We start from the raw sequence: 25,187 nt of genomic DNA, 5'->3' as shown, positions 1-25,187 counted from the left end.
TAGGTTAAGATTATTCCGCGGCTTCCAGCTCGCGGGCAGCCACGCGGCCGTATAATGTCGTGCGTTGAACGCTATGACGGCCCGCCTCGGCCGCATAGGCGGCCATCTGCGCCGGGTCGCACAATTGCCCGTTGAGGCCGCCGGCCGCCCGGGTAATGGATTCGTCCATCAATGTTCCGCCCAGGTCGTTCACGCCGGCCCGCAAGGCCGCCGCCACGCCGGTCGCGCCGAGTTTCACCCAACTCGCCTGGATATTGACGATCACGGGGTTGAGCACGAGCCGCGCCACTGCATGCATCAATATCGTTTCGCGGAAGCTGGGCCCGGAGCGCGACCGCCCCTTGCGCCAGATCGGCGCTTCCATATGCACGAAGGGCAACGGAACGAATTCGGTAAAGCCGCCGGTTTCGACCTGAAGATCGCGCACCCGCAACAGGTGGCGGGCCCAGTGCCGATAGCCTTCGACATGCCCGTACATGATCGTCGCCGTCGTACGCAGCCCCACGCGATGGGCGGTCCGCATGACCTCCAGCCATTCCTGCGTATTGAGCTTGTCGGGGCAGATGATGTCGCGGATCTCATCGTCCAATATTTCTGCGGCCGTGCCTGGCAACGTCGAAAGTCCCGCGTCCCGAAGCTGCGTCAGATAATCTTCCAGACTGAGGCCCAATGTGGTCGCGCCATGCGTTACCTCCAGCGGCGAAAAGGCATGGATATGTATGCCCGGCGCGGCGTCCCGAACCGCCTTGATTACCGACAGATAGGTGTTGCCGTCATAGTCGGGATGGATGCCGCCCTGAAGGCAGACTTCCGTCGCGCCCCGATCCCACGCTTCGGCAGCGCGACGACCAACCTCTTCCAGGTCGAGCCGATAGGCCGGTCCGCGCATCGCCTTGGTGCTGCCCTTGGAAAAGGCGCAGAACCCACATTTGTACAGGCAGATATTGGTATAGTTGATGTTGCGATTGATGACATGGGTGACCGCGTCCCCAACCACTTCACGCCGCAACCGGTCTGCGGCCTGCGTGATCTGCTCGACATGGGAACCGTCGGCTTCGAACAGGCGGATGATCGCATCCTCGTCCAGTCGCTCGCCCGAACGCGCCGCCGCGATGATCGCATCGATCTCGGCCGACCCCGCGGTCGCGCCGCCGCTCGCCAGCGCGGGGGCCAGGTCACCCGTGCCCGCATGCCATCCGTCCGTCACCGGCAATCCGCGCGCGTCGATCGACTGGCGCACCTTGCGGGCAATCGCCGGTTCGCTCCAGCGGTCGGCTTCCAGCGCATAGGCCGGACCGATCGCCAGCCGCTCCCGCAACACGCGGCCAGCCGCCACCGTTGCCTGCTCCAGCAGCGCAAGGTGCGGCCAGGGCGCCTCGGGATTGACATGGTCGGGGGTCACCGGCGACACGCCACCCCAATCATTGACCCCGGCCCTCAGCAACGCCGCCAGCTCTTCGGGCGCATGCAGATTGGGGGGAGCCTGGATCACCATGTCCGGTCCCAGAACCAGTCTCGCCATAGCGATCGTCCAAAGATGGTCTTCCAGCGACGGTTCGGGATGATCGACCATCAGCGTGCCTGGCTTGGCACGGAAATTCTGGATGATGACTTCCTGGATATGACCATAGCGGCGATGCAGGTCGCGGATCGCGATCAGCGCCTCGATCCGCTCCTCGCGCGTTTCGCCGATGCCGATGAGCAGACCGGTGGTGAAGGGCACCGCCGCCCGTCCTGCGGCCTCGATCGACGCCAGCCGGTGCGCCGGCCATTTGTCGGGCGAACCGTGATGAGGGCCGCCCTTTTGCGACAATCGTTCCGAAACCGTCTCCAGCATCAGCCCCATCGACGCGGATACCGGCCGAAGCGCGGCATAATCGGCATCGTCCATCAGGCCCGCGTTGATGTGCGGCAACAATCCGGTCTCGTCCAGGACGGCGCGCGCCATTTCCTCGACATAGGACAGGGTCGTCGAATGGCCGAGTTGGCCGAGCGCCTCGCGCGCGGCCGCATAGCGTGCCTCGGGCCGGTCGCCGAGCGTGAACAGCGCCTCGCGGCATCCGGCGGCCGCACCCGCCCGCGCAACCGCCAGCACGGCTTCGCGCGACATATAGGCGGTATCGACCCTGGACGGGGTGGAAGCGAACGTACAATAGTGACAAACGTCGCGACACAGCTTCGTCAGCGGAATGAACACCTTGCGCGAATAAGTGACGATAGGGCCAAAGCCCGCCATCGTCATGCGTTCGGACCTGGCGATCAGCGCATCAAGCGGCCCTGAGGCCAGCGCGCGATCTTCTCCTTCGAGAAGACCATCATAACAACTTGACATCGCAACATTCACTCCTGTTGGCGCGACCAATCAACCAGAGACTAGCGATCTTGCTATCAGATTGCGCTGGATTTCGTTGGTGCCGCCGAAGATCGACCAGCAGCGACCATATAGATATTGATGACCCATCAGGCTCGCACGCTGCGACGGCGTGAACTGGCCATGGGGCGCCAGGTGGAGATCGTGCGGGTCGTGCGCGCCGCCCAGCGGCCCTTCGATTTCCAGCGCGATCTCGGAAAGGCGCTGGAGAATTTCGGTGCTGCGGATCTTGAGGACCGATGCTTCGGGACCATCGCGCGAAGCGCCTTCGGCCCATCTCGACACATAGCTTTGCTCCATGCAGCAAAGCGCGAGCAGTTCGATCTCCGCCCCGGCAAGCTTTTCAGCGAGCCGCGCGCGCGGCGGCGATGGCGGCACTTCGGCCAGCATCGTCTTGATGTTCTGAAGCAGGCGCAATTTCGGCCCGGTGTCGGCGATCGCCACTCGCTCGTGCGACAACAGGAACTTGGCGATGGTCCACCCCTGCCCCTCCTCGCCCACCAGATTTTCGACCGGCACCCGGACATTGTCGAGGAACAGCTGGTTGGTATGATGCTGGCCATCGATGGTGACGATCGGCCGGATCTCAATGCCGGGGCTGTTCATGTCGATCAGCAACATCGAAATGCCGCGTTGCGCCTTCACTTCCCGGTCCGTGCGCACCAGGCAATGCATCATGTCGGCCCAATGCGCCTCGGTCGTCCACATCTTCGTGCCGTTGACGATATAATGATCGCCCTCGCGCACCGCGCTGGTCTTCAAAGACGCCAGGTCAGAGCCTGAATTTGGTTCTGAATAGCCCTGGCACCACCATGTATCGCTCGACAGGATGCCGGGCAGATATTTCGCGCACTGTTCGGCATTGCCGAATTCCTGCAACACCGGCCCGATCATGTTCACGCCGTAGGGGATGATCATGGGTGCGTTGTTGAGAGCCGATTCCTGAAGGAAGATAAGCTGCTGGTCGATGGTCCAGCCCGCGCCGCCATGTTCGACCGGCCAGCCGGCGGCGAACCACCCCTTTTCATGCAGGATCTTCTGCCAGCGGACATAATCGTCCTTGTGAATTTCAAGGCCGAGAGCGCCCTTGCGCGCGATATCCTCGGGCAGATGCGCGCGCACGAATTCGCGGACCTCGGCCCGGAACGGCGTTTCCTGGACGACATTGACGCCCAGCCCGGCAAAGCGCGCGCGATGCAGGTCCGCGCTTCCCAATTCGGCACGGATCGCGGCGAGACGCCGGAGATAATGGCTGATGTCCAGTTCATCGCTGACGCCCATGCCACCATGCATCTGCACGGCCTCATGCCCGACCTTGCGCGCCGCATCGTCCACCAGCACCTTGGTCGCCGATGCCAGGGCGGAGCGGTCCGCCGCGCCCGCGTCGAAGGATTCTATCGCCCGTTCCGTCAGGATGCGCGCTTCTTCGGCGGCAGCATACATGTCGGCCGAGCGATGTTGCAGCGCCTGGAAGCTGGCCAGCGGCACGCCGAACTGCTTGCGCGTGCCAAGATAGGCGAAGGTTGCCGCGTTGACAGCACAGATGATGCCGACGGCTTCGGCGGCGAGCGCGATGGCGCCGCGCTCGATTGCCGCGACGATCAGGTCGCTCCCGCCGATCCGCCGCGCGGCGACGCCGGACAATTCGACCGTTGCGGCCGACGCGCCATCGATCATCCGATAGCTGTCGAGCACCAGGCCCTGCGCGCCGGCCTCGACCAGATAAACGCCAGCCTCTCCATCCAGCGTCGCGCTGACGATGAACTGATGCGCCAGATCGGCATGACGCACCACCATCTTGCGGCCATGCAGATGATAGCCGTCCCCGGCCCTGACGGCGCGGGTTTCGGGCAGGGCGAAGGGATCATATCCTTCTTCATGGGCAAAAGCGGTGATCGTTTCACCGGCGATCAGGCCGGAAATGTCCTCGCCGCCCGCATGCAGGATGGCGCCGGTCAAAGCACTCGCCAGAACCGGCTCCACCACCAGCTTGCGACCGACCTCTTCCATGATCACGACCAAGTCGCGCATGCTGCCGCCGAAGCCGCCGGCTTCTTCGGGCACCGTCGCGCCCAGGATGCCCTGTTCGGCAAGCGCAGGCCAAAGCGCCAGCCGGTCGGGCGTTTCCGCCGACAACCGCCGCCGTCGCTCTTCGAAGTCATTTTCGACGTCGAGAAGGCGGCCCAGCATGTCGCCGAACATCTGCTGCGTCTCTGTCCTGGCGAACGTCATTATTCTAGGCCTCTCCTATCGAACCCTGGTGCAACCGGTCGACCGGTTATGCAAAAAGTGCGGTGCTGCCCAAGGCGACTTCGATCGCCTTGACGAAGCGCGCCGCGTCCGCGCCATTGATGAGCCGATGGTCGTAGCTGAGCGACAGCGGCAGCTTCTTGCGCCAGATGACCGCGCCATCGTCCCCCGGAACCGGGCGCAACTGAATGGCGGTCGCACCCAGAATGGCGACGTCCGGGGCATTGATGATCGGTGTGAAGGCGGTGCCGCCGATATGGCCCAGCGAGGTCAGCGACATCGAACTGCCCGACATTTCCGCCATCGACAGGCCCTTCGTCCGCGCCTTCTCGGCAATCGCCGATACGGCACGGGCAATATCGGCCAGGCTCATCCTGTCGACGTCGCGGATCACCGGGACCAGCAATCCGCCGGGCGTGTCGACCGCGACGCCGATATGCACATATTTTTTGAGGATGACGGTTTGTCCATCATCGCCAAGCGAAGCATTGAACTGGGGGAAGTCCCGCAACACCGTGGCGAGCGCCCGGACGAGCAAGGCGACAGGCGTCACCTTCGCGTCCGGATTCTCGCCATTCCACGCCGCTCGCCGTGATTCCGTTTCGGTCACGTCCACTTCGTCGTGATGCGTGACATGGGGAATCGCGACCCAGTTGCGGCCCAGGAACTTGCCGGTCAGCTTCTGGACATTGGACAGCTTGCGAATTTCGACTTCCCCATATTCGGAAAAGTCGGCCACAGGCCACCCCGGCAGGGATGCAATCAGGCTTTCCAGGCTCATGATTATTCGATCGTGCCGAGAACCGTCCCTACTTCATAGGTTTCGCCCGGTTCCTTGATGATCCGCAGCGTCCCCGACGCAGGGGCTTCGACCTCGTTGACCGACTTGTCGCTTTCCAGCGAAAACAGCGGCTCGCCTTCGACGGCCTGTCCGCCGTCCGGGACCAGCCACTCGGCCAACTGCCCTTCGGTCATCGAAAAACCCAGCTTGGGAAGTATGATGTCAACCGCCATTTAGGACTCCTTTCCGGCCACCAGGCCGCGCACTGCATTTTCGATATCAGCCGCCGAGGGGGCGAATGCGGTTTCGAGCGGCTTGGAATAGGGCACCGGACAGAATGCACCGCCGACGCGCCTGACCGGAGCCTTCAGCCTCCCGAAGAAATGGTCGCCCAGATCGGCGGCGATTTCGGCGCCGACCCCGAATTCCTTCACCGCTTCGTGCGCGATCAGCGCCCGTCCGGTCTTGGCGACCGAAGCGCGCACCGTTTCCTTGTCCCAAGGCGCGATCGTGCGCAGGTCGACAACCTCGACCTCGATCCCGTCGGCGGCCAGCTTTTCGGCTGCGGCGAGCGCGGGCGCGACCATGGATGCATAGGTGACGATGGTCAGATCGTTGCCCTCGCGCGCGATCCGGGCCTTGCCGAGCGGAATCACTTCGCGCGTCACCGGTCCGGTATTCCAGTAGCCCGGCAGATTCTCGATGAAGATCACAGGATCTTCATCCTCGATCGCGGCTCTGAGCAGGCCATAGGCATCGGACGGGTTGGAGGGCGCCACGACCTTGATCCCCGGCGTATGCGCGAACCAGGCTTCGAGATAGTCGCTGTGCTGGCCACCGTTCGACATGCCGGCCCCGGTCATCGTGCGGATCACGATGGGAACATGGGTCTGACCACCGGACATGAAGCGCAGCTTCGCCGCATGGTTGACGATCATGTCCATCGCTACCGTCGTGAAGTTCATCAGCATGATTTCGGCAACGACGCGATAGCCGCCGAGCGACGCGCCGATCGCCGCGCCGATGATCGCCTGTTCGGCGATCGGCGTCGACTTGACGCGATCATCGCCGAATGCGGTCGAAAGGCCCTTGGTGACGCCAACGACGCCGCCCTCTTCCCGGTCGGCGACATCTTCGCCCAGCACTAGCATCTTGGGATCGGCGGCCATCGCGTCATGAAGCGCGAGATTGACGGCCTGGATGGTATTCAGGGTCTGCGTTGTCATCGTGTCGATTCCTCAGGCCAGTTCATAGGCGAACACGTCGCGCTTCAGTTCGGCGACATCGGGCAGGTCGGCCTTGAATGCAGCTTCGACCGCCGCCTCGATGCGGGCCTTGATATCCGCGTCGATCGCATCGAGCTCGGCTTCGCTGGCGGCGCCGTCGGCAAGCACGCGCTTGCGCAACGTGGCGAAGGGGTCATTGTCCTTGGCCGTCTTCAGCTCTTCCTTGGGAATGTAACCGGCGGCGTCGCCGATCAGATGGCCATTGAAGCGGAACGTGTTGGCTTCGATGAAGGTGGGACCCTCACCGGCACGGGCGCGATCGACGGCGATCTTCGCGGCCCCATACATTTCATCGACGTCGTTGCCGTTGACGGTCACGCCTTCCATACCGTAGCCCGCCGCCCGCTTCGACAATTCATCGACGGCAGTCGAGTTGGCGAAGCTGGTATGTTCGGCATAGCGATTATTCTGGCAGATGAAGATCACCGGCAGCTTCCACAGCGCCGCCAGGTTGAGCGATTCGTGGAACGCGCCGATATTGGCGGCGCCATCGCCGAAATTGGCGACCGCGACATGGCCCTTGCCGTCGAGCTTGGCGGCCCAGCCAAGGCCCGTGGCGATCGGCATCGAAGAACCCACGACGCCCGTCGTCACCATGCATCCGCTTTCGGGATGGGTAAGGTGCATCGTGCCGCCCTTGCCCTTGCAGCTGCCGGTCACGCGCCCCGCAAGCTCGGCCCAAAGCGGCTCAAGCGGAAAACCCTTCGCAAGCATGTCATGCGTGCCGCGATAGATGGTGCAGATCGTGTCGCCGTCATTGAGATTGACAGACAGGGCCGACGGAATGATTTCCTGCCCGGCCGGCGAATAATAAGGCGTCACCAGCAGGCCAGCCTTCATCGCCTTGATCACGCGAAGATCGTTGTGCCGAATAAGCGACGCCTTGTTGTAAATGGCGAGCAATGTCGCTGCGTCCGCTTTGGGTAGGTTTGACATCCTGTCCTCCTTAATCAACGCTTGCCCGCGAACAGGTCACGGCCGATAATCTGTTTCATCACTTCCGCAGCGCCACCGGCGATGCGCGCAATCCGCGCATCGATGAACGCCCGCGCGATGGGATATTCGGTCATATAGCCATAGCCGCCGAAAAACTGCAGACACTCGTTAACGACCTTGTTGTGAAGGTCGGTGACAAGCAACTTGGCTTTTGCGGCATCGACCGGGCTGAGTTCGCCCTTGAGGTGGCTCTCAATGCACCAGTCGGTGAATACCCGCAAGGCCGTCGTCTCGGCCGAAAGCTGCGCGAGCACGAACTGGGTATTCTGGAAATCCGCGATCGTGTGGCCAAAAGCCTTTCTCTCGGCGGTATAGTCGACCGTCCACTGGATCGCCGCTTCGCAGACACAGATGCTGCGGATCGCCTGGGTCAGCCGCTCCTGCGACAACTTGGTCATCAGCATCGCAAAGCCGCCGCCTTCATTGCCCAGGCGATTGCCCACGGGCACGCGCATATCGGCAAAGAAGAGTTCCGAGGTATCCTGCGCCTTCAGGCCGATCTTTTCGAGATTGCGCCCCCGTTCAAAGCCCGCCGTGTCGGCAGGCGACAGAACGATGCTGACACCCTTTGCGCCTGCTTCGGGGTCGGTCTTGCACGCCACAAGGGCGAAATCGCAATTCTGGCCATTGGATATATAGGTCTTCTGGCCATTGATCAGATAATCGTCACCCTCGCGGACCGCACGCGTGCGAATGGCTTTCAGATCGCTGCCCGCATTGGGTTCGGTCATCGCCACCGCACCGATCGCCTCGCCGGTCACCATCTTGGGCAGCCAGGTCTGCTTGAGTTCCTCCGAACCCCACGCGAGGATGTAGGGAGCGACCATTTCGGAATGGACCATGAAGCCCGGCCCGGACATGCCGGCCTTGGCCAGCTCCTCGATCACCACCACATTATACAGCCAGTCGGCACCGATGCCGCCGTAGCTTTCGGGAATGTCGCAACACAGCATGCCCGCCTCGCCCGCCTTGAGCCAGACGTCGCGCGGAACCCGCTGTTCCTTCTCCCAATCGGCGTGGAATGGCACCATTTCGGTTTCCACGAAGCTGCGAACCGTGTCGCGAAACATTTCGTGGTCGGAAGAGAATAGAGTGCGCTTCATCAGTTGAGACCCAATATCGAGATGCACGCGATACCCTGATAGGGCACACCGCCCAGATTATGCGTCAGCCCCATCGACGGCGAAGACAGCTGCCGTTCCCCGGCCCGGCCCAGAAGCTGGCTATAGACCTCATAGGTCATGCGCAGCCCGGTGGCGCCGATCGGGTGGCCAAAGCATTTCAGACCGCCGTCGATCTGGCACGGCACCTGCCCGTCCGCGTCGTAGAACCCGTCGAGGATGTCGTTGACCGCCTTGCCCTCTTGCGAAATGAACAGATCTTCCATCGTCACCAGTTCGGTGATCGAAAAGCAATCATGAACCTCTATCAGGTTCAGCTGGGTACGCGGATCAGTGATCCCGGCTTCCTTGTAGGCGCGAGTCGCGGCGTTGCGCGTATTGCGCACATAGCTGCCATCCCATGTGTTCATCTGGGATTCGATCCCTGAACTGATCGCCAGCTGGATCGCCTTGACCGTCACCAGGTCCTTCTTGCCCAGCGCACGCGCGATTTCGGGCGTCGTCACGATCGCGCAAGCCGCGCCATCGGACACGCCGCAACAATCGAACAGTCCCAACGGGTCGGAAATCATCGGCGCGTTCAGGATGGTTTCCATCGGCACCGCCTTGCGTAGATGCGCCTTGGGGCTTCGCACGCCATTCTGGTGGCTCTTCCATGACACATGCGCCATGCCCCGCTTGAGGTCTTCCTTCGCCAGACCATGTTTCGCGCGATACCCCGCCGCCAGCTGGGCAAAGCCCGCCGGCGACGATCCCATCGGCATCCACATATCGTTGAATGTGCCCTTGAACGGGATGGGCAGGCCGCCATAGCCTGTATCCTTGAGCTTTTCCGCACCGATCGCGACGGCGATGTCGACCGCGCCCGACGCCACGGCGTAAGCCGCGCCGCGCAGCGCCTCGGTCCCGGTCGCGCACATATTCTCGACGCGCGTGAACGGGATGCCGTCGAGCCTAAGCGCGGTGGAAGCCGGGATAGGCGAGTTACCCACATTCACATTGTCGAGCGCGCTGCCATACCATCCCGCCTCGATCTGCGACCGTTCGATACCGGCGTCGGCCAGCGCCTCGTCGAACGCCTCGCGCATGAGCGCCGACGAATCCGTGTTCCAGCGTTCGCCAAACTGCGAACAGCCCATTCCCAGGATCGCAACCTTGTCCTTGATGCCTGTCGCCATGCTTATGCTCCCGCCTGGCCGGTAGGCGAGGCTTTCCAGAAATAGCGGTTATAATCGCGGGCGCGATCGCGCTCCTTGATGCGATAGCTCAGCTTCAAGGGCGTTCCGACCTCAAGGCCTTCAGGTCCGACATCGACGATCTCCATCAGGATCCTGGCACCGTTGTCGAACTGCACGAAGCCGACATAGAGCGGCGGCGCCGGGTGATAGGACAACCAGTCGGCGGTGTAGGTCAGAACCTGGGACGGGGCATCGACAAGCGAATAATCCTCGAACTGGCTGGCCGGCGCGTTGCATTCCGGATTCACGCAATATTCGAGTTGGGGGAACTGGATCGTGGCGCATTTCCCGCACTTGCCCGCCACCAGGCCGTCAATCTGATCGGACGAACGATATTGCTCGGTAAGCGCCGTCTTGGCGACCTTCTCCGAACGCATGCCCCATTCCAGGTCGATGCCATCGTAGAAGGACAGCATCCGCAAATAGCTGTCGGTCGCGATGCCGTCGGCGATGGCGGCGGCGATACCGCGCCGGGGCCTTGCACCCTCGATCGCGCCGGTCACTTCAAAGACCAGCGCATCGGCGCCCTGACCGAAACCGACCAGCAGGATCCTGTCGCCCGCCTTCGCCGTTTCCAGGACGTTGGCCAGCATCAGCAACGCATGCGCCGCACCGGCATAGCCAACGCCATTTTCAAGGCCGTCCGCCGGCTTGCCGGCAAAACCGATCTTCTTGGCGACCGCATCGGCCGCGCCGCGCTGCATCGAAGGCATGACGAAATGGGTGATGTCGCTCGCCGCGATGCCGGCCTTCGCCAGCGCCTGGGCGATCGCCGCGGGCGCGAGCTTGGCATAGCCTTCATCGCGCACCCAGCGCTCTTCCCAGAAATAGTCATAGCGCGACCGGGCAGCGCGGAAATGGTCCACAAACGGCGCGGTTACGCTTCCCGCGCCGATCAATTTGGCGGCGACATCGTCGCCCGATCCCAGCAGGAACGCCGCCGATCCCGCGCCGTAGCTCAGTTCCTGCGTGCTGGCGGGCTTGGCAACGGGCGCGTCGCTCGCGATGAACAATGCATTTTCGCCCACCTTGAGCGCCTGCAACAGGCCCGATGTTCCGGCGCGCTGCGAATGCCCCGCATCGCTGCTCGAAATCTCCCTTGGCAACCCCAGCGCGCTCGCCACCAGCGACGCGTGCTGAAGATCGGCATAGGGCAGGCTGGTCGACGCCAGATGGATCGCCTCGATCCCGCCTGCGCCGCCGCCGTTGAGGCAGTCGCGCGCGGCTTCCACCGCCATGGTGACCGCGTCCTCGTCCCAACTCAAAAAGGCGCGCGAGCCCTTCGCCTGGCCGCGCAGGCCGGGCGCCATCCACTTGTGCGCCTCGGCGATATGCGACCGTTCGATCCGCAGACGCGGGACATAGCCGCCGAACCGCTTAATACCAAAGTCTGCCATCGGAACTCCACTCGTGTAGTTAGGTGCTCACCGAACGCTCGCAAAGACCCATAGAACCGCCAGTCCCGCGAAATGTCACGTCTCCGGCCTGATGCCAGATGTCTTCAGCCCGGCCCGCGCGGCTCAGCGCGGGCCGGGGCCGATCATGTGCGTCAATCCGATGCGGATGGGAAGACGGCCTGCCGCTTTTCGATGAAGGCACGAACCCCTTCCTCGAAATCGGCGGTGCCGACCGCTTCGACGATCGCATCCCGTTCCGCACTCAGCTGCGCCGCAGCCGACTGCTCGCCGCTCGACGCGACCAGCTTTTTCGCCTGTCGCACCGCGCCCACCGGCGCGCGGGCGAACCGCTTCGCCTGCGCCGCAGCTTCGCTCGCCAACTCGCTCGCGGCCACGATCCGGGTGGCAAGGCCGATGCGGAATGCCTCGTCCGCGCCCACCCTTGCAGCCGTGAGGATCAGTTCGGCCGCACGGCGCTGGCCGACCACGCGCGGCAGCAAGAGGCTGACGCCCCCGTCCGGCGGCAGGCCCACTCGCTGATGCGAGAACAGAAAGGTCACCGTCTCGTCCGCGACGACATAGTCCGCGCCCAGCGCGAACATCAGGCCCGCCCCGGCCACGGCGCCCTGGCAGGCCGCGATGACCGGCACTTCGATCGACAGATACGCCTCGACCATGCCGCGCACCGCGTTCAGCCGCGATGTGAAGTCGCTGCGTCGCGCCTCGACCGGCTGCTCTATGGCCCGCGCAAAGCTGCGCACGTCGCCGCCGGCGGAAAAATGCGCCCCCTCGCCGCGAACCAGCAGCACCCGAACAGTCGGATCGCTGGAGATCGAGGCGAACAGTTCGGTCAATCCCGGCACGGCTTCCTGCGGGATCGCATTGCCCTGCGCCGGGCGATTGAAGCTCAGCGTGAGAACTCCATCGGCCCGGTCGACCAGATATGGCGCGTCGTCGCCCATCGGGATCAGAACGGATCCCAGGTGAAGACGTGCGACGAGATGTCGAGCGGATAGAAGCTCGGCTTCATCGCGGGCAGCACATGGCTGACGATGGTTTCGGGCGTCCAGCCGTCGGAGGTCTGCGCGGTGCGGATCGGACGCGGCTGGCTGAACAGGATCGCCTCGTTCATGCGCGACGAGAAGATCTGGCCGCTGACGTCGGCGGCGCCATCGCTGATCAAGCCGACGGCGAGCGGCGCAATCTTGTCGGGCGTCATCCGCTTGGCGATTTCGAGGCGCTTGCGGTTGGCTTCGTCATTGGCCGGGATGGTGCCGACCATGCGCGTGAAAGCGAACGGCGCGATGCAGTTGGAACGCACGTTGAAGCGCTGCATGTCGATGGCGATGGACTTCGACAGACCGGCAACGCCAAGCTTGGCGGCGGCATAGTTGGCCTGGCCCATATTGCCGATCAGGCCGCTGGTCGAGGTCATGTGCACGAACGCGCCGCTGCCCTGCTCCTTGAAATAGGGAGCGGCCGCACGCGAGACGTAGAAATAGCCGTCGAGGTTGACGGCGCGAACCAGGTCCCAATCTTCCTTGGTCATCTTGTGGAAGATGACATCGCGCAAGATGCCCGCATTGTTGATCACCGCGTCGATCTTGCCGAACGCCTTGATCGCGTCCTGGATGATCTCTTCGGCCGATTCCCACGTCGCGATCGAATGGAAGCTCGGCGCGGCGACGCCGCCGGCAGCCGTGATTTCATCGACGATGCGCTGCGCCGGCGTGCTGTCCGCACCGCCGCCGCTGGCGGCGCCGCCAAGGTCGTTCACCAGCACGCTGGCGCCGCAAGCCGCCGCCATCTTCGCGATTTCCGCGCCGACGCCGTTGCCGGCTCCGGTCACGATCACGACCTTGCCTTCAAGAATTTTCGATTGAGCCATGTTCCATCCCATCTTCTTTTGATGTCGTATCGACTACAGTTTTAGCAATTAGTGTCAATATACTAATTCTTTGCGCCCTCGACATGGGCGCTCGCCCGGTCGAGCACCACCAGATCGCGCTCGACCGAGCGGCAGCGGAACCGGACAGTATCGCCGCCGAGGTAAAATTCCACCCGAATTGTCTCTCCGGGGAACACCGGCCTGCTGAACCGGACTTCCATCGACCGCAGGCGGGCGGGGTCGCCATCGCACAGGCGGCTGATCACGGCGCGCGCGGCAAGGCCCATGGTGCACAACCCATGCAGAATAGGCCGGTCGAACCCTGCCTTGCGCGCTGTCGAAGGACTGGCGTGAATTGGATTGAGATCGCCGCTCAGGCGATAGATCAGCGCGATCTGCGGCATGGTCGGAATGTCCATGACGAAATCCGGCTCGCCTTCGGGCAGCGGCGCGAGGCCTGGACCCGGATCGCCGAACCCGCCCTGGCCGCCATCGCCGCGCAGGAACAATGTCTGCGTCACGGTCGCGCACAACTGGTCGCTGTCACGGTCAAAAAGACGCTTCTGCATCTTCATGATCGCACCCTTGTCGGCGCCCTTGTCCTCGATGCTCAGGATCGAATATTCGCCACGCATGCGACCTTCCACGGGGATTTCCGAGTGGATTTCGAACGCCTGCTCGGCATGGAGCACCTTGACCCAGTCGATCCCCAGTTCGGGCCTGTCGATCCAGAAGCCGGGATGCGCGATCGTGTTGCACATCGCCGGAACAGCCTTCAGACCCTTTTCATAAACGAAAGCCAGCTGTTCCTCGTCGGTCGGATCGCTGCCATATCCCAGCCCCAGCGCGTAGAGAATGGTTTCGCTGACGCTATAATCATGATTCTTGTCGTCCAGCTTGAAACGCTGCAAAAGGTCGAGATTCACGATTCTGGGCTCCCCCGGCTGCTTTGATGTTGACTTCCCCTAGACCATTTAGGATTTAGGAACAAGAAAGGTCAGAGAAGCTGTGGCTCGTTTTGTGTCCTGGCGGTGAATAGCGCCTTCTGCGGAACTGCCAACCTTTTTGAACCGTGCCATCATCATGGGCAGCGATGCGCAAGCGCGCCGCCCGTATATGCGCGATGCCCGCCGGACGCGACCGGCACATCGTTGCTCTTTCGAACCGGGATAGGCCATGGGCAGCATCATCGACAATGCGGAAATCGAAAGGCAGGCGCAGGCTCATGCCCTGACCAGCCGATTGGCGGCGGCCGAGTCGATCCGCTCGCTGCTTGACGATTTTTCCTGCTCGATGGCGCAGGACGCCGTATTCGAAGATGTCGCAGCCTGTGTGAGGCGCGCGTCCGCGCTGCTGGCGGAGCATCCGCGACGCCCGGCGCACGTCCGGTCGATCGAAGGCGCGTTGACCGGCATGGGCGAATTGAGCGAACTGGGTCCTTTCACCGGCAGGCTGCATCCGCTCGCGCCGCCGTTCCGGCTGGTGCTGAACGGTGACAGGGCCGAAGCCTATGCGACCTATGGCCATCCGCATCAGGGGGCGCCCGGCATGCTTCAGGGCGGGTTCATCGCCGCGACCTTCGACGAATTGCTGGGCGTGGTTCAGGCGGGTGTGGTACGACTGACCGTCGATCTTCAGATCAGCTACCGATCGCCGACGCCGCTCTACAAGGAGCTGCGCTACACCACCTGGCTGGAAAAGATCGACGGGCGCAAGGCCTATGTGAACGGCACCTTGCACGATGGCGACCGCCTGTGCGCAGAGGCGCGAGGCTTGTTCCTGGAACCGCGCCAATTGCCGTTTTGAGCGGGATCGAAAAAGAACGGGCGACAGCGAAGATTGTCGTCGGAACGACGAGAGGATGAACTGATGGCGACGCACACAACCTATTGCCGCAACTGCGCAGCATCATGCGGGCTGGTCGTGACCGAAGAGGACGGCGTGATCCAGGACATCCGGGGCGACCGGAACCACCCCGTTTCACAGGGCTATTTCTGCATCAAGGGCGCCGCCACCAAGGACTTCCATAATGGCGAGGACCGGCTGCTGAGCAGCACTCGCCGCAACGCCGACGGAACCGTCGAGAATATCGACGCCGAAACGGCGATGGACGAGATTCACGCGAAGCTGGACCGGATCATCGCCGAGCATGGCATCGAATCGGTGGCGCTCTATTACGGCACCGGCGCAAACTGCAATGTGCTCAGCGTCCCGGCGGCAAAGGCGTGGATGGACGCGATCGGATCGCCCTATCTTTTTTCCAGCATGACCGTCGACCAGTCGTCGAAATGGGTGACGGCGGGACGCATGGGCATGTACCTCGCCGGCAAGCACAAGATACCCGACGCCGACGTGCTGATGGTGATCGGCTCCAACCCGGCCGCGTCGCACGCCTGCTACGGCCTGCCTTCGCCCAACCCGATCAAGCATGTGCGCGACGCGCGCAAGGCGGGCACGAAGTTCATCGTCGTCGATCCCCGCAAGACCGAGCTGGCGCGTTCGGCCGATCTGCATCTGGCGGTGCGGCCCGGCCAAGACCCTGCGCTGTTCGCCGGCATGATCCGCATCATTTTGGAGGAGGGGCTGGAAGACAAGGCCTTCTGCGCCCGGTTCACGACCTCGCTTGACCGGCTGCGCGCCGCCGTGGCGCCGTTCACGCCCGATCATGTGGCCGCGCGCACGGGCATCGACGTCGACACCCTGCATGAAGCCACGCGCATCTTCGCCAGCGCCAAGCGCAAATCGGCGGTGACGGGGACCGGAACGGCCATGGCGCTCAATTCCAACCTGTCAGAGCAGTTGGTCGAGGCGTTGAACGCGATCTGCGGCGGATATCGCAAGGCGGGCGACCGGGTGGGCAACGCCGGCTATTTTGCCGGCCCCGCACCTGGCGAGGGCGTTTTGCCGCCCAACCGGACATGGGAATCCGGCGTCAGGCTTCGCACTGTCGATATAGGCCCTTTGGGCGGCGAATATCCCACCTCGCAGTTACCGGCGGAAGTCGTCGGCAACGAAAAGGGGCGCATCCGCGCGCTGATCCATGTCGGCGGCAATCTGGTCAAGGCCCTGCCCGAACCCGATCGCACGATTCCGATGCTGCGCGAGCTCGACCTGCTGGTATCGCTCGACGTGCGCGACAATGTGACGAGCCGCATGGCCGATTATGTGATCGCCACCAGCGGCCATTACGAGCATCATGATTTCAACCTGGCGCTCGAATATATGCTGCCCACCACCTTTGCCCAGATCGCCGAACCGTTCCTGCAAAGGCCAGCCGGTGTCATTGACGACTGGGAATTCTTTCATGGCATGGCGCGCCGCATGGGCAAAACCATGCATATGCGCCGGCCCGCCTTTGGTCTCGCCCATCGCGACATTCCCGGACCGGAACTGGAAATCACCGATCAGACCACGGCGGAGGACATGGTCCGCTGGCTCGCCGATGCGGGTCGCGGCAGCTATGACGAATTGCAGGCAAATCCGGGCGGCATCCATTTCACGCAGGCCGAAACGGTGGTCCAGTCCGCAGGGGAGGATAATGGCGCGCGGCTCGATCTGTGCCCGCCCGATGTCGAGGCCGAGATCCAGGCCGTGTATCAGGCCCAGGACGATGTCGCGGGCTATCCCTATCGGCTGATACCCCGGCGGCTGATCGAGGTGATGAACAGCGCCTATACCCAGTCCGGGCAGACCCGTCGCCGCTTCCCCACCAATCCCATCTACATGAATGAACAGGATATGGCGGGGCTCGGGGTTTCCGACGGCGGCACCGTCAAGCTGACCGGCCGGACCGGCGGAGTCGTGATCGGGCGTGTCCGCAGGGATGGGGGGCTTCAGCCCGGCGTCATTTCGATGTGCCACGGCTGGGGCAATCCCGACGTTTCGGGCGAAGCCGATCCCGACGCCTTTTCGGGCCGTCTCGTCTCGCTCGACATCGACCTCGAAACCATCAATTTCATGCCCCGGCAAAGTTCGGTGCCCGTGCAGGCGCAGCGGTACGACGCCTGAGGATCGGCAATGCGTTTCATAACCCATCCACACGACGCAAAATCAGAATGAAGGATTATCCATGAAGATCGGTATCATCGGCGCAGGCAATATCGGCGCAAGCCTGGTGGGCAAACTGGCCGCAGCTGGGCATCAGGTCAAGGTCGCCAATTCCAAAGGCCCCGAAACCTTGCGCGAACTCGCCGACGCAACCGGCGCGCAAGCCGTCCACAAGCAGGATGCGGTCAAGGATGTCGACGCGATCATCCTGTCGATCCCGTTCCTCAGCTATGCTGATCATCTGGCGAGTCTGTTCGCCGACGTGCCCGCCGATGTGACGGTGATCGACACCTCCAACTACTACCCCTTCCGCGACGGCACGCTCGACGGCCTCGACAATGGCACGCCGGAAAGCGTCTGGGTCAGCCAGCAGATCGGCCGCCCGGTCATAAAGGCATGGAATGCGGTGCTGGCCGCCACGCTGGCCGAAAGAGGCAAGCCGGCCGGCGCCGCCGGGCGGATCGCGCTGCCCGTCGCGGGCGACGATGCAAAGGCAAAGGCAGTCGCGATGCAACTGGTCGACGACACCGGCTTCGACGCGCTGGACGCGGGCTCGCTGGCCGACTCGTGGAGGCAGCAGCCCGGTACGCCCGCCTATTGCACCGAACTGACGCTCGATGAACTGAATTCGGCTCTGGCTGCGGCCGACAAGAAGCGCGCACCGGAAAATCGCGAAGCGCTCATCACCCAGTTCATGGCGCGCTATGACGAACTGACCCATGACGATACGATTGAGATGAATCGGGCGGGCACCGCCTGAACGGCATAGGCGCATCTGCCGATGCGTCTTCCCGTCCGGCCAATCGGCTAGGCGCGAAGACGCATCGGCACCCTCAATATGTCGCGTTGGTTACCCCGCCGTCGATCACCAGGCTCTGGCCGGTGATGTAATTGGACTGCGCGCTACAGAACATCGCGGCAATCGCGCCGAAGTCGATTTCCGATCCGAACCGGCCGACCGGAATGCCGATCGTGCGAATAGCATCCTCCAGTTCCGCCTCCAGGCTGATCCCCTTCTCGACGGCGCGAGCGGCATAGATATCGCGGATGCCATCGGTGTCGTGCATCGCCGGCAGCAGGGAATTGATCGTCACGCCGTGGGGGGCGACGACACGAGCGACCGCGACCGTATAATTGACCAGCGCCGCCCTTGGCGCGCCGGAAAGAATGCGCCAGGGATGCGGAAATTTCACCGCTGCGGTGGCGATATTGAGGATGCGGCCCCATCCCCGTTCGCACATGCCATCGACAATGGCTCGAATGAACTCGACCGGCGAGATGAAGGTCATGTCGAGGTTCGCGCGCCAGTCCTCGTCGGAAATCTGCCGGAAATTCTCGATATAGGGTGGCGGCGAACAGGTGCCGACAAAGATATCCGGGTGGGGGCAGCGATCGAGGATAAGTTGCCGACCTTCAACCGTCGCATGATCCGCAACGATCGCTTCCACCCGTGCGCCGGTTGCGCTGCGAATTTTTTCGCACGCCCGTTGCAGCCTTTCCTCATTCCTTGCGGAAATGAAGAGGTTGACCCCCTCCCCGCCCAGCGCCATGGCCGTTCCAAAACCCAATCCCGCGCTACCGCCATTGATGATGGCGCTGCGCCCGCTGATGCCCAGATCCATCGTCCTCGTCTTTCCTGCTCAATCGCGGCTGTGCTGGAAACTGCATGACGGGAGGACGGGCTTTACGCGCAACGGCCGCGCAGCGCCCGTCCCTGCTTCCTAGAGTTGCAGGCCACCGTCGACGGCCAGCGACTGCCCGGTAATATATTTGGCCTTGTCCGACAGCAGGAATGTGACGGCCTCGGCGATATCCTCGGCCCCGCCGAACTTCTTCATCGGCAGCATCTTGCGCAGCCCGTCGATCCAATCCTCTATGCCCGGCCTTGCGATCAGCTCATGCCCAAGGCCCGCGTCGATGAAGCCTGGCGCGACGCAATTGGAACGGATGCCAAAGCGCCCTTCCTCCAGCGCCACGCCGCGAAACAGCATCTCGATCGCCGCCTTGGGCGCGGCCGAGCAGATGTCCCGCATCGGCACTTTCTCGACGGCGGCCGTAATGACCGCGACCAGCGATCCGCCGCCGCCCGCCTTGAGATGCGGCAGGGTAGCCCAGACGAGGTTGAACGCGGCGTTCACGTCATTGTCGAACACCTGCTTCCATTCGGCGGGCGTGATCGCATTCAGAAATTTCATCGGAATGTGGGGACCGGCGGCATAAACCACCGAATGGACCCGGCCAAAACGGTCCGCCGCCGCATCCACAAATGCCTTCATCGCGTCGGGATCGGTGTGGTCCACCGCCATCGCCAGCGCTTCGGCGCCAGCCGCTTGCACCTTTTCCACGACAGCGTCGGCCGCTTCCTTGCGCGACCGGTAGGTAAGGGCGACATTCGCCCCGGCAGCGGCGAGATGCTCGCAGATCGCCGACCCTATGCCGCCGCTCCCGCCCGCGACGATAGCCACGCCGCCGTCAAAAGCCTTCTCCATATCCTGACCTTTCTTCCCTCTTGCGACGGCGCAACTTATGGTGCAGGCCATCGCGAAATCCTATTAGTTCGCTCATACTATACAGGGACTGTCAAATGCCCAACCCCGAAATCGCCATCACCGAAGATCAGGGCGTGATCCACGTCACGTTCAACCGGCCGGAAAAATATAACGCGATCAGCATGGAAATGCTGGACGGCCTGCGCGAAGCCACGGCACGGCTGCGTGACCGTGACGAGTTGCGCGCGATGCTTCTGACCGCGAACGGAAAATATTTTTCGGCGGGGATCGATCTCAATGGAGGGCTCGCCCCCGACGCGTCGCTCACCAGCCCCAAGGCTTTCCGCAGCTGGTATCGGCAGGGCGCCGGCAGCCTCCACGGGCTGGGCGATGAGTGGGAAGCCATCGAAAAGCCGATCGTGGTCGCTTTCCAGGGGCCTTGCCTGGGCGGCGCGCTTGAACTCTCCCTCTGCGCCGACTTCCGCCTGGCCAGCACCGAAGCCCGATTCGGCCTGCCCGAAATCAGCTTCGGCGCACTTCCGGGATCGGGAGGCACCAGCCGCCTGGTACGCATCGCCGGGCCGCACTGGGCGCGCTGGCTCGTCCTTGCCAATCGGCAGATCGATGCGGAACGCGCACTGGCGATCGGCATACTTCACGAAGTGCATGGCCAGGACGAATTGAACGAGCAGGCACTTGCCTTCTGCCAGTCTCTCGCCGCCCTGCCGCCGGAAGCGTTCGGCGCGGGCAAGCTTGCCATTGAACTGGCCACCGATCTTGACAGGGCGCAGGGCCGCAATGCCGAGCGGCTGGCGGTCAGCGGTCTGTTCCAGGGCGCGGAATTGAAGGAACTGATGCGCGCGATGCAGGAAAAACTGTCCAGGAAGCGCTGAACCGCGTTCGACCCAATCACAGTTTGTCGAAGAAGGATCGCCATTCGCCCGTCAGCCGGTCGCGATGGTCGGGGGCGGCGATGGCGACCAGCGCGGCGGCGCGCTCGGAATGAGTACCGCCGCGCAGATCGGCAAGGCCGAACTCGGTCACGACGATGTCGACATCCATGCGGCCGAGCGACACCGGCCCGGCCCCCGCATTGGGTGCCACGATGCGGCTGATCGCGCCCTTGGCGGCGGTTGCGGAAAGCGCGACGATGCGCAACCCTCCCGCGACCTTCGCCCCGCGCGCGAAATCGGTGGCGCCGCCTGGGCCGGACATGAAGCCTTTGGGACCCACTTCTGCATAGGCCTGACCGAACAGGTCGACTTCGGTAGCCGAATTGATGGCGATGAAATCGGGAATCGCGCCGATGGTCGCGGCATCATGCGTGACAGATACAGGCGCGAAGCGATAGGTCGGGCGGCCGATCGCCTGGTACAGCCGTTCGGAGCCGATGGCGACGCCCGCCGTCACCGCCACGCCCGGCGCGAGCGCGCCCGCTTCCTCCAGATCGACGACGGCATCGCCGATCAGCCCCGAATGAACGCGCAGGTTGCGCCGACCCGTCAGTGCCCGGAATACCGCGCCCGGCACCTTGCCAAGGCCGGTCTGCAAGGTCGCGCCGTCGGCGATCAGGGGCGCGATGTGGCCGGCAATCGCGTCCGCCACGGCATCGCTGCCGCTGTCGGGCGTGCCGAGCAACGCCTGGGGCGCTTCGACCATCGCCGTTATTTCGGCCAGCGGGATTTGCGCCTGCCCCTTCGTGCGCGGCATGAGCGGATTGATATGGGCAAGCCGCACCGGAATCCGCGGCCATAGCTCCGCCAGGAAGTCGACGGTCGAACCAAAGCTGCACATCCCCTCCTCATCGGGGGGCGACACCATCATCAGGGCGGCATCGGGAGGATCGTTCAGCAGACGCTGCCGAATATCGGCATAGCAGAGTGGAAGGAACGTCACGGCCTGGCCAGCCGCCTTCAACTCCGGCGTCAGGAAGAATGTCTCGGTGACGCAGGATGGGTTGGCCAGATAGGTGCGGCGGTTCAATCCCGGCACGAAAATTCCGGTGAAAATGATACGACCCAGCCCATCGCCGGCCCGCTCCACCGCGTCGGCAAGCAACAGGGATTCCGCCGAGCAGCCTGAAACGAGCGTTCGTCCGCCAGACGGCAGCATCGCCACCAGCGCGTCGGCATCCAGTTCGATAGGCATTTTTCGGAACTTTCATGATCGTGGCCTTGTGACGCCAGGCCAAAGATGGAATATTTACAAGTGGCCGACATGCTGTCAATCAGCATCTAGTATGTAGGGCCTAGGCGGGGGTAGCTAAGAGAATGGCGGGTTTATATTTCGATCAGTTTGAAGTCGGCCAGACGTTTCGGCATGAGATCCGGCGGACCGTCACAGACATGGACAATATGCTGTTTTCGTCGATGACCTATAATCCTGCGCCCATCCATATCGACCACGCCTATGCCGCCGGCACGGAGTTCGGCAAGCCGCTGGTCAATTCGATTTTCACCCTCGGCCTCGTCATCGGACTTTCGGTTCAGGATACGACGCTCGGGACCACCGTGGGCAATCTGGGCATGAGCGACACCACATTCCCCAGGCCCGTTTTCGCCGGTGACACGATTCGTGCCGAAACCCGCGTCGACGCGCTGCGTCCCAGCGCCTCGCGGCCCGGCCAGGGCATCGTCACCTTCGAACATATCGGCTTCAACCAGCATGATGAAATCGTCTGTTCGACCAAGCGCAACGCGCTGATGATGGGACGCCCCGCATGAAGCTTCGATCGATGCTGTTCGTACCCGGCGACAGCGAACGCAAATTCGCCAAGGGCGCGTCGGTCGGCGCAGATGCGCTGATCCTCGACCTGGAAGATGCGGTCGCGCCGTCGATGAAGGACGCGGCCCGCGCCCATGTCTCGGGATTGCTCGATGACCGGTCGGCGCGGTCCTGGCGCTTCTTCGTCCGCGTCAACCCGTTCGATACCGGCATGACCTTCGACGACATGGCCGCCGTGGTGAAGCCGGGGCTGGACGGGCTGCTCATTCCCAAGGCCAACTCCGCGCACGACCTGGACCGCATCGGCGCGGAACTGGATCGGCTGGAAAGCCAGGCGGGCATGGCGCCGGGAACGGTCAAGCTGGCGGTCGTCGCGACCGAAACGGCGCAGGCCATGTTCAACCTTGGCAGCTATGCCCCGGCCCATCCCCGCCTTGTCGCCATGACCTGGGGCGCGGAGGATCTGGCCGCCGTGATCGGCGCCACCGACAACAAGGAAGACGACGGCAGCTGGACCTTCCCCTACCAGGTGGCGCGCGCGCAATGCCTGTTCGCCGCGACCGCCGCGGAAGTGCTGGCCCTCGATACGCTCTATGCCGATTTCCGCGATCCTGTGGGACTGGAAAGGGATTGCCGCCGCGCCCGCCGGGACGGCTTCGTCGGCCGTATCGCCATCCATCCCGACCAGGTGGCCGTTATCAACACCGCCTTTTCACCCACCCCCGAACAGATCGCCGAAGCACAGGCGATCGTCGACGCCTTTGCCGCGTCGCCGGATGCGGGCACGCTGGGCATCGGTGGAAAAATGTACGATATCCCTCACCTTAAAGCCGCACGCAGAACGTTGGCAGGAGTATAAGCATGTCCTCACCCCGCCCCCTCCCCACGCAGGAAGAGCGCGATGTCATCCGCGAAGGCGTGCGCGCCGTCGTCACCCGTTTCGATGACGAATATTGGCTCGCTCGCGATGAGGACGGGGTTTTCCCGTTCGAGTTTCACAAGGCGATGGCCGAAGCCGGCTGGCTGGGCATCACCATGCCCGAAGAATATGGCGGCGCCGGCCTCGGCGTGACTGAAGCGGCGATCATGATGAACGAGGTCGCCACCCATGGCGGCGGCATGACCGCAGCGTCGGCGATCCACGTCAACCTTTTTGGTCCGCATCCCATCGTCGTCAAGGGTACGCCCGAACAGAAGGCGCGCTGGGTCCCCCGGCTGATAGCCGGAGAGGACCAGGTCGCGTTCGGCGTGACCGAGCCTGACGCCGGCCTCAACACCACCCGGATCAAAACGTTCGCGGAGAAGGTTCCCGGCGGCTATGTCGTCAACGGGCAGAAGGTGTGGACATCGACGGCGCAGGTCGCCAGCAAGATCCTGCTGCTGACGCGCACCACCCGCATCGAAGATTGCGCGCGGCCGACCGATGGCATGACCATCTTCTACACCGACCTCGACCGGACCAAGATCGACGTCCACAAGATCCCGAAGATGGGGCGCAAGGCGGTGGATTCGAATGCGATCTTCATCGATGGCCTGTTCATTCCCGAAGAAGACCGGATCGGCGAGGAGGGCAAGGGCTTTTCCTATCTGCTCCACAGCCTCAATCCCGAACGGGTGCTGATCGGCGCGGAAGCGATCGGCGTCGGCCAGGATGCGCTGCGCCGGGGCGCGAAATATGCGCGCGAGCGCGTCGTGTTCGACCGGCCCATCGGCCAGAATCAGGGTATTCAGCATCCGCTGGCGGAACGCTGGATGTATCTGGAAAGCGCCTGGCAGATGGTGATCCGCGGTGCCGAACTTTATGACAGCGGCCTGCCCTGCGGCGCGGAAGCGAACGCCGGCAAATTCCTGGGCGCCCGTGCCGGACAGGATGCCTGCTGGCAGTCGATGGCGACCCATGGCGGCTTTGGCTATGCCAAGGAATATCATGTCGAGCGGCTGTATCGGGAAGTGGCGTTCACGCGCCTCGCGCCGATCACGGAACAGCTCATCATGAGCTTCATCGCGGAAAAGGTGCTGGATCTTCCCAAAAGCTATTGAGAAGCGGCCCTCGACGATCTTCTTGCCGACCAGCACGCCTTCCTTGCGGCGTGCTGGTCGGCCTGGTTTCAGGCGGGTGACAGATTCTGCGGCGGGAACAGCGGGTGGATCGTCCGCAGTTCAAAGCGCCATCCTGCCGCGGTCCTGACATAGCTGTCTTCATAGCGGATATAATAGCGCGCATGCCCGGTGCTGCGGGTATTGGCTTCGACCAGCGCGAACACGGTGCCCGACGCGCGGTCGGACTGGGCATCGAGAATGACGTGGTTCATCATCAGGTGGACGACGTGCAGGACATCGGCTTCCAGCTCCGCGCCATAGGCTGCGATCGCCTTTTGCCCTTCGTAGCGCCCCATGCCCATGACGCTTTCGTCCAGGACTCCATCTTCAAGGAAAAGGCCGGCCCAGGCGTCAACCTGCCACAGGTCGATATGATAGGCATATCTGTTGACCAGTTCGAGCAAGGCTAACCTGTCGTCGGAATTCAGCATAAATCCTCCCTATATTCCTGGACGTCAATGACCGGGCTTCGATCCGTTTGCTCCGGCGTTCCTCAAAT

At 63.2% G+C, this 25,187-nt stretch carries 23 protein-coding genes; 7 read left to right on the top strand and 16 right to left on the bottom strand.

Features of this window, described 5'->3' with window-relative positions:
- Positions 1-10: 10 nt before the first annotated feature.
- The 12 genes from cofH to WG908_RS05455 all read right to left on the bottom strand — a co-directional run bounded on the left by cofH (position 11) and on the right by WG908_RS05455 (position 14,254).
- Positions 11-2,332, bottom strand: a complete 2,322-nt coding sequence (gene cofH / locus WG908_RS05510) for a 5-amino-6-(D-ribitylamino)uracil--L-tyrosine 4-hydroxyphenyl transferase CofH (protein WP_445326668.1) — start codon at positions 2,330-2,332, stop codon at positions 11-13.
- A 30-nt stretch (positions 2,333-2,362) separates the two neighbouring features.
- On the bottom strand, positions 2,363-4,603 hold the full coding sequence (locus WG908_RS05505) for an acyl-CoA dehydrogenase family protein (RefSeq protein ID WP_340185572.1): 2,241 nt from the start codon (positions 4,601-4,603) through the stop codon (positions 2,363-2,365).
- 46 nt (positions 4,604-4,649) lie between these two features.
- Entirely contained in the window at positions 4,650-5,402 is a 753-nt protein-coding gene (locus WG908_RS05500) for a 2-oxo acid dehydrogenase subunit E2 (protein WP_340185571.1), read from the bottom strand.
- Positions 5,403-5,404: 2 nt separating this feature from the next.
- Positions 5,405-5,635, bottom strand: a complete 231-nt coding sequence (locus WG908_RS05495; RefSeq protein ID WP_340185570.1) for a biotin/lipoyl-containing protein — start codon at positions 5,633-5,635, stop codon at positions 5,405-5,407.
- Positions 5,636-6,628 (bottom strand): alpha-ketoacid dehydrogenase subunit beta, encoded by a 993-nt coding sequence (locus WG908_RS05490; RefSeq protein WP_340185569.1) that lies wholly within the window; start codon positions 6,626-6,628, stop codon positions 5,636-5,638. It lies immediately after the preceding gene.
- A 12-nt stretch (positions 6,629-6,640) separates the two neighbouring features.
- A complete protein-coding gene (locus tag WG908_RS05485) occupies positions 6,641-7,624 on the bottom strand; it encodes a thiamine pyrophosphate-dependent dehydrogenase E1 component subunit alpha (RefSeq protein WP_340185568.1) in 984 nt (327 codons plus the stop codon).
- Positions 7,625-7,638: 14 nt separating this feature from the next.
- Positions 7,639-8,787 carry an acyl-CoA dehydrogenase family protein gene (locus WG908_RS05480; protein WP_340185567.1) on the bottom strand — a complete coding sequence of 383 codons (1,149 nt, stop codon included), beginning with the start codon at positions 8,785-8,787 and terminating at the stop codon, positions 7,639-7,641.
- Positions 8,787-9,983, bottom strand: coding sequence for an acetyl-CoA acetyltransferase (locus WG908_RS05475; protein WP_340185566.1), 1,197 nt, complete (start codon positions 9,981-9,983; stop codon positions 8,787-8,789). The genes WG908_RS05480 and WG908_RS05475 overlap by 1 nt, the downstream gene beginning before the upstream one ends.
- A 2-nt stretch (positions 9,984-9,985) precedes the next feature.
- The gene (locus WG908_RS05470; protein ID WP_340185565.1) at positions 9,986-11,440 is read right to left on the bottom strand and encodes a 3-oxoacyl-[acyl-carrier-protein] synthase III C-terminal domain-containing protein; all 1,455 of its coding nucleotides are present in this window, start codon (positions 11,438-11,440) and stop codon (positions 9,986-9,988) included.
- A gap of 152 nt (positions 11,441-11,592) precedes the next feature.
- Positions 11,593-12,402 (bottom strand): enoyl-CoA hydratase/isomerase family protein, encoded by an 810-nt coding sequence (locus WG908_RS05465; protein WP_340185564.1) that lies wholly within the window; start codon positions 12,400-12,402, stop codon positions 11,593-11,595.
- Between the two features lie 5 nt (positions 12,403-12,407).
- The gene (locus WG908_RS05460) at positions 12,408-13,328 is read right to left on the bottom strand and encodes an SDR family NAD(P)-dependent oxidoreductase (RefSeq protein WP_340185563.1); all 921 of its coding nucleotides are present in this window, start codon (positions 13,326-13,328) and stop codon (positions 12,408-12,410) included.
- Between the two features lie 62 nt (positions 13,329-13,390).
- Positions 13,391-14,254: a MaoC family dehydratase gene (locus tag WG908_RS05455; protein ID WP_340185562.1), complete on the bottom strand. Its 864-nt coding sequence runs from the start codon at positions 14,252-14,254 to the stop codon at positions 13,391-13,393.
- A gap of 250 nt (positions 14,255-14,504) precedes the next feature.
- Between WG908_RS05455 and WG908_RS05450 the strand changes: the two genes are divergently transcribed.
- The 3 genes from WG908_RS05450 to WG908_RS05440 all read left to right on the top strand — a co-directional run bounded on the left by WG908_RS05450 (position 14,505) and on the right by WG908_RS05440 (position 18,135).
- Positions 14,505-15,134 (top strand): PaaI family thioesterase, encoded by a 630-nt coding sequence (locus WG908_RS05450; RefSeq protein WP_340185561.1) that lies wholly within the window; start codon positions 14,505-14,507, stop codon positions 15,132-15,134.
- A 63-nt stretch (positions 15,135-15,197) separates the two neighbouring features.
- On the top strand, positions 15,198-17,336 hold the full coding sequence (locus WG908_RS05445; RefSeq protein WP_340185560.1) for a molybdopterin-containing oxidoreductase family protein: 2,139 nt from the start codon (positions 15,198-15,200) through the stop codon (positions 17,334-17,336).
- 61 nt (positions 17,337-17,397) lie between these two features.
- Complete coding sequence (locus tag WG908_RS05440; RefSeq protein WP_340185559.1) at positions 17,398-18,135, top strand: NADPH-dependent F420 reductase; 738 nt, start codon at positions 17,398-17,400, stop codon at positions 18,133-18,135.
- Positions 18,136-18,208: 73 nt separating this feature from the next.
- Here the strand turns inward: WG908_RS05440 and WG908_RS05435 are convergent, their stop codons facing one another.
- Complete coding sequence (locus WG908_RS05435) at positions 18,209-18,997, bottom strand: SDR family oxidoreductase (protein ID WP_340185558.1); 789 nt, start codon at positions 18,995-18,997, stop codon at positions 18,209-18,211.
- Positions 18,998-19,096: 99 nt separating this feature from the next.
- Complete coding sequence (locus WG908_RS05430) at positions 19,097-19,864, bottom strand: SDR family NAD(P)-dependent oxidoreductase (RefSeq protein WP_340185557.1); 768 nt, start codon at positions 19,862-19,864, stop codon at positions 19,097-19,099.
- 95 nt (positions 19,865-19,959) lie between these two features.
- On the opposite strand from WG908_RS05430, the gene WG908_RS05425 reads away from it, so the two are divergent.
- Positions 19,960-20,757 carry an enoyl-CoA hydratase/isomerase family protein gene (locus tag WG908_RS05425; protein ID WP_340185556.1) on the top strand — a complete coding sequence of 266 codons (798 nt, stop codon included), beginning with the start codon at positions 19,960-19,962 and terminating at the stop codon, positions 20,755-20,757.
- A 16-nt stretch (positions 20,758-20,773) separates the two neighbouring features.
- On the opposite strand, the gene WG908_RS05420 is transcribed toward WG908_RS05425, so the two are convergent.
- A complete protein-coding gene (locus tag WG908_RS05420) occupies positions 20,774-22,012 on the bottom strand; it encodes an acetyl-CoA hydrolase/transferase family protein (RefSeq protein ID WP_340185555.1) in 1,239 nt (412 codons plus the stop codon).
- A 122-nt stretch (positions 22,013-22,134) separates the two neighbouring features.
- On the opposite strand from WG908_RS05420, the gene WG908_RS05415 reads away from it, so the two are divergent.
- The 3 genes from WG908_RS05415 to WG908_RS05405 are packed head-to-tail and all read left to right on the top strand — an operon-like array spanning position 22,135 to position 24,628.
- The gene (locus tag WG908_RS05415; protein ID WP_340185554.1) at positions 22,135-22,587 is read left to right on the top strand and encodes a MaoC family dehydratase; all 453 of its coding nucleotides are present in this window, start codon (positions 22,135-22,137) and stop codon (positions 22,585-22,587) included.
- Positions 22,584-23,447: an HpcH/HpaI aldolase/citrate lyase family protein gene (locus WG908_RS05410; protein WP_340185553.1), complete on the top strand. Its 864-nt coding sequence runs from the start codon at positions 22,584-22,586 to the stop codon at positions 23,445-23,447. Before WG908_RS05415 ends, WG908_RS05410 begins: the two co-directional genes overlap by 4 nt.
- A gap of 2 nt (positions 23,448-23,449) precedes the next feature.
- Complete coding sequence (locus WG908_RS05405; protein WP_340185552.1) at positions 23,450-24,628, top strand: acyl-CoA dehydrogenase family protein; 1,179 nt, start codon at positions 23,450-23,452, stop codon at positions 24,626-24,628.
- Positions 24,629-24,696: 68 nt separating this feature from the next.
- On the opposite strand, the gene WG908_RS05400 is transcribed toward WG908_RS05405, so the two are convergent.
- A complete protein-coding gene (locus tag WG908_RS05400; RefSeq protein ID WP_340185551.1) occupies positions 24,697-25,119 on the bottom strand; it encodes a nuclear transport factor 2 family protein in 423 nt (140 codons plus the stop codon).
- Positions 25,120-25,187 lie beyond the last annotated feature (68 nt).

The sequence above is a fragment of the Sphingobium anseongense genome (assembly GCF_037725245.1).
GTDB lineage: Bacteria > Pseudomonadota > Alphaproteobacteria > Sphingomonadales > Sphingomonadaceae > Sphingobium.
This window is presented reverse-complemented; position numbering and strand designations above follow the sequence as displayed.

Bases quoted from the DNA above. Each gene is read 5' to 3' on its own strand.
- WG908_RS05415 (WP_340185554.1), top strand. From the start codon at position 22,135: ATGGCGGGTTTATATTTCGATCAGTTTGAAGTCGGCCAGACGTTTCGG.
- WG908_RS05445 (WP_340185560.1), top strand. From the start codon at position 15,198: ATGGCGACGCACACAACCTATTGCCGCAACTGCGCAGCATCATGCGGG.
- WG908_RS05420 (WP_340185555.1), bottom strand. From the start codon at position 22,012: ATGCCTATCGAACTGGATGCCGACGCGCTGGTGGCGATGCTGCCGTCT.
- WG908_RS05505 (WP_340185572.1), bottom strand. From the start codon at position 4,603: ATGACGTTCGCCAGGACAGAGACGCAGCAGATGTTCGGCGACATGCTG.
- WG908_RS05400 (WP_340185551.1), bottom strand. From the start codon at position 25,119: ATGCTGAATTCCGACGACAGGTTAGCCTTGCTCGAACTGGTCAACAGA.
- WG908_RS05450 (WP_340185561.1), top strand. From the start codon at position 14,505: ATGGGCAGCATCATCGACAATGCGGAAATCGAAAGGCAGGCGCAGGCT.
- WG908_RS05475 (WP_340185566.1), bottom strand. From the start codon at position 9,983: ATGGCGACAGGCATCAAGGACAAGGTTGCGATCCTGGGAATGGGCTGT.
- WG908_RS05410 (WP_340185553.1), top strand. From the start codon at position 22,584: ATGAAGCTTCGATCGATGCTGTTCGTACCCGGCGACAGCGAACGCAAA.
- WG908_RS05495 (WP_340185570.1), bottom strand. From the start codon at position 5,635: ATGGCGGTTGACATCATACTTCCCAAGCTGGGTTTTTCGATGACCGAA.
- WG908_RS05435 (WP_340185558.1), bottom strand. From the start codon at position 18,997: ATGGATCTGGGCATCAGCGGGCGCAGCGCCATCATCAATGGCGGTAGC.
- WG908_RS05470 (WP_340185565.1), bottom strand. From the start codon at position 11,440: ATGGCAGACTTTGGTATTAAGCGGTTCGGCGGCTATGTCCCGCGTCTG.
- cofH (WP_445326668.1), bottom strand. From the start codon at position 2,332: ATGTCAAGTTGTTATGATGGTCTTCTCGAAGGAGAAGATCGCGCGCTG.
- WG908_RS05465 (WP_340185564.1), bottom strand. From the start codon at position 12,402: ATGGGCGACGACGCGCCATATCTGGTCGACCGGGCCGATGGAGTTCTC.
- WG908_RS05440 (WP_340185559.1), top strand. From the start codon at position 17,398: ATGAAGATCGGTATCATCGGCGCAGGCAATATCGGCGCAAGCCTGGTG.
- WG908_RS05425 (WP_340185556.1), top strand. From the start codon at position 19,960: ATGCCCAACCCCGAAATCGCCATCACCGAAGATCAGGGCGTGATCCAC.
- WG908_RS05490 (WP_340185569.1), bottom strand. From the start codon at position 6,628: ATGACAACGCAGACCCTGAATACCATCCAGGCCGTCAATCTCGCGCTT.
- WG908_RS05405 (WP_340185552.1), top strand. From the start codon at position 23,450: ATGTCCTCACCCCGCCCCCTCCCCACGCAGGAAGAGCGCGATGTCATC.
- WG908_RS05500 (WP_340185571.1), bottom strand. From the start codon at position 5,402: ATGAGCCTGGAAAGCCTGATTGCATCCCTGCCGGGGTGGCCTGTGGCC.
- WG908_RS05480 (WP_340185567.1), bottom strand. From the start codon at position 8,787: ATGAAGCGCACTCTATTCTCTTCCGACCACGAAATGTTTCGCGACACG.
- WG908_RS05460 (WP_340185563.1), bottom strand. From the start codon at position 13,328: ATGGCTCAATCGAAAATTCTTGAAGGCAAGGTCGTGATCGTGACCGGA.
- WG908_RS05430 (WP_340185557.1), bottom strand. From the start codon at position 19,864: ATGGAGAAGGCTTTTGACGGCGGCGTGGCTATCGTCGCGGGCGGGAGC.
- WG908_RS05485 (WP_340185568.1), bottom strand. From the start codon at position 7,624: ATGTCAAACCTACCCAAAGCGGACGCAGCGACATTGCTCGCCATTTAC.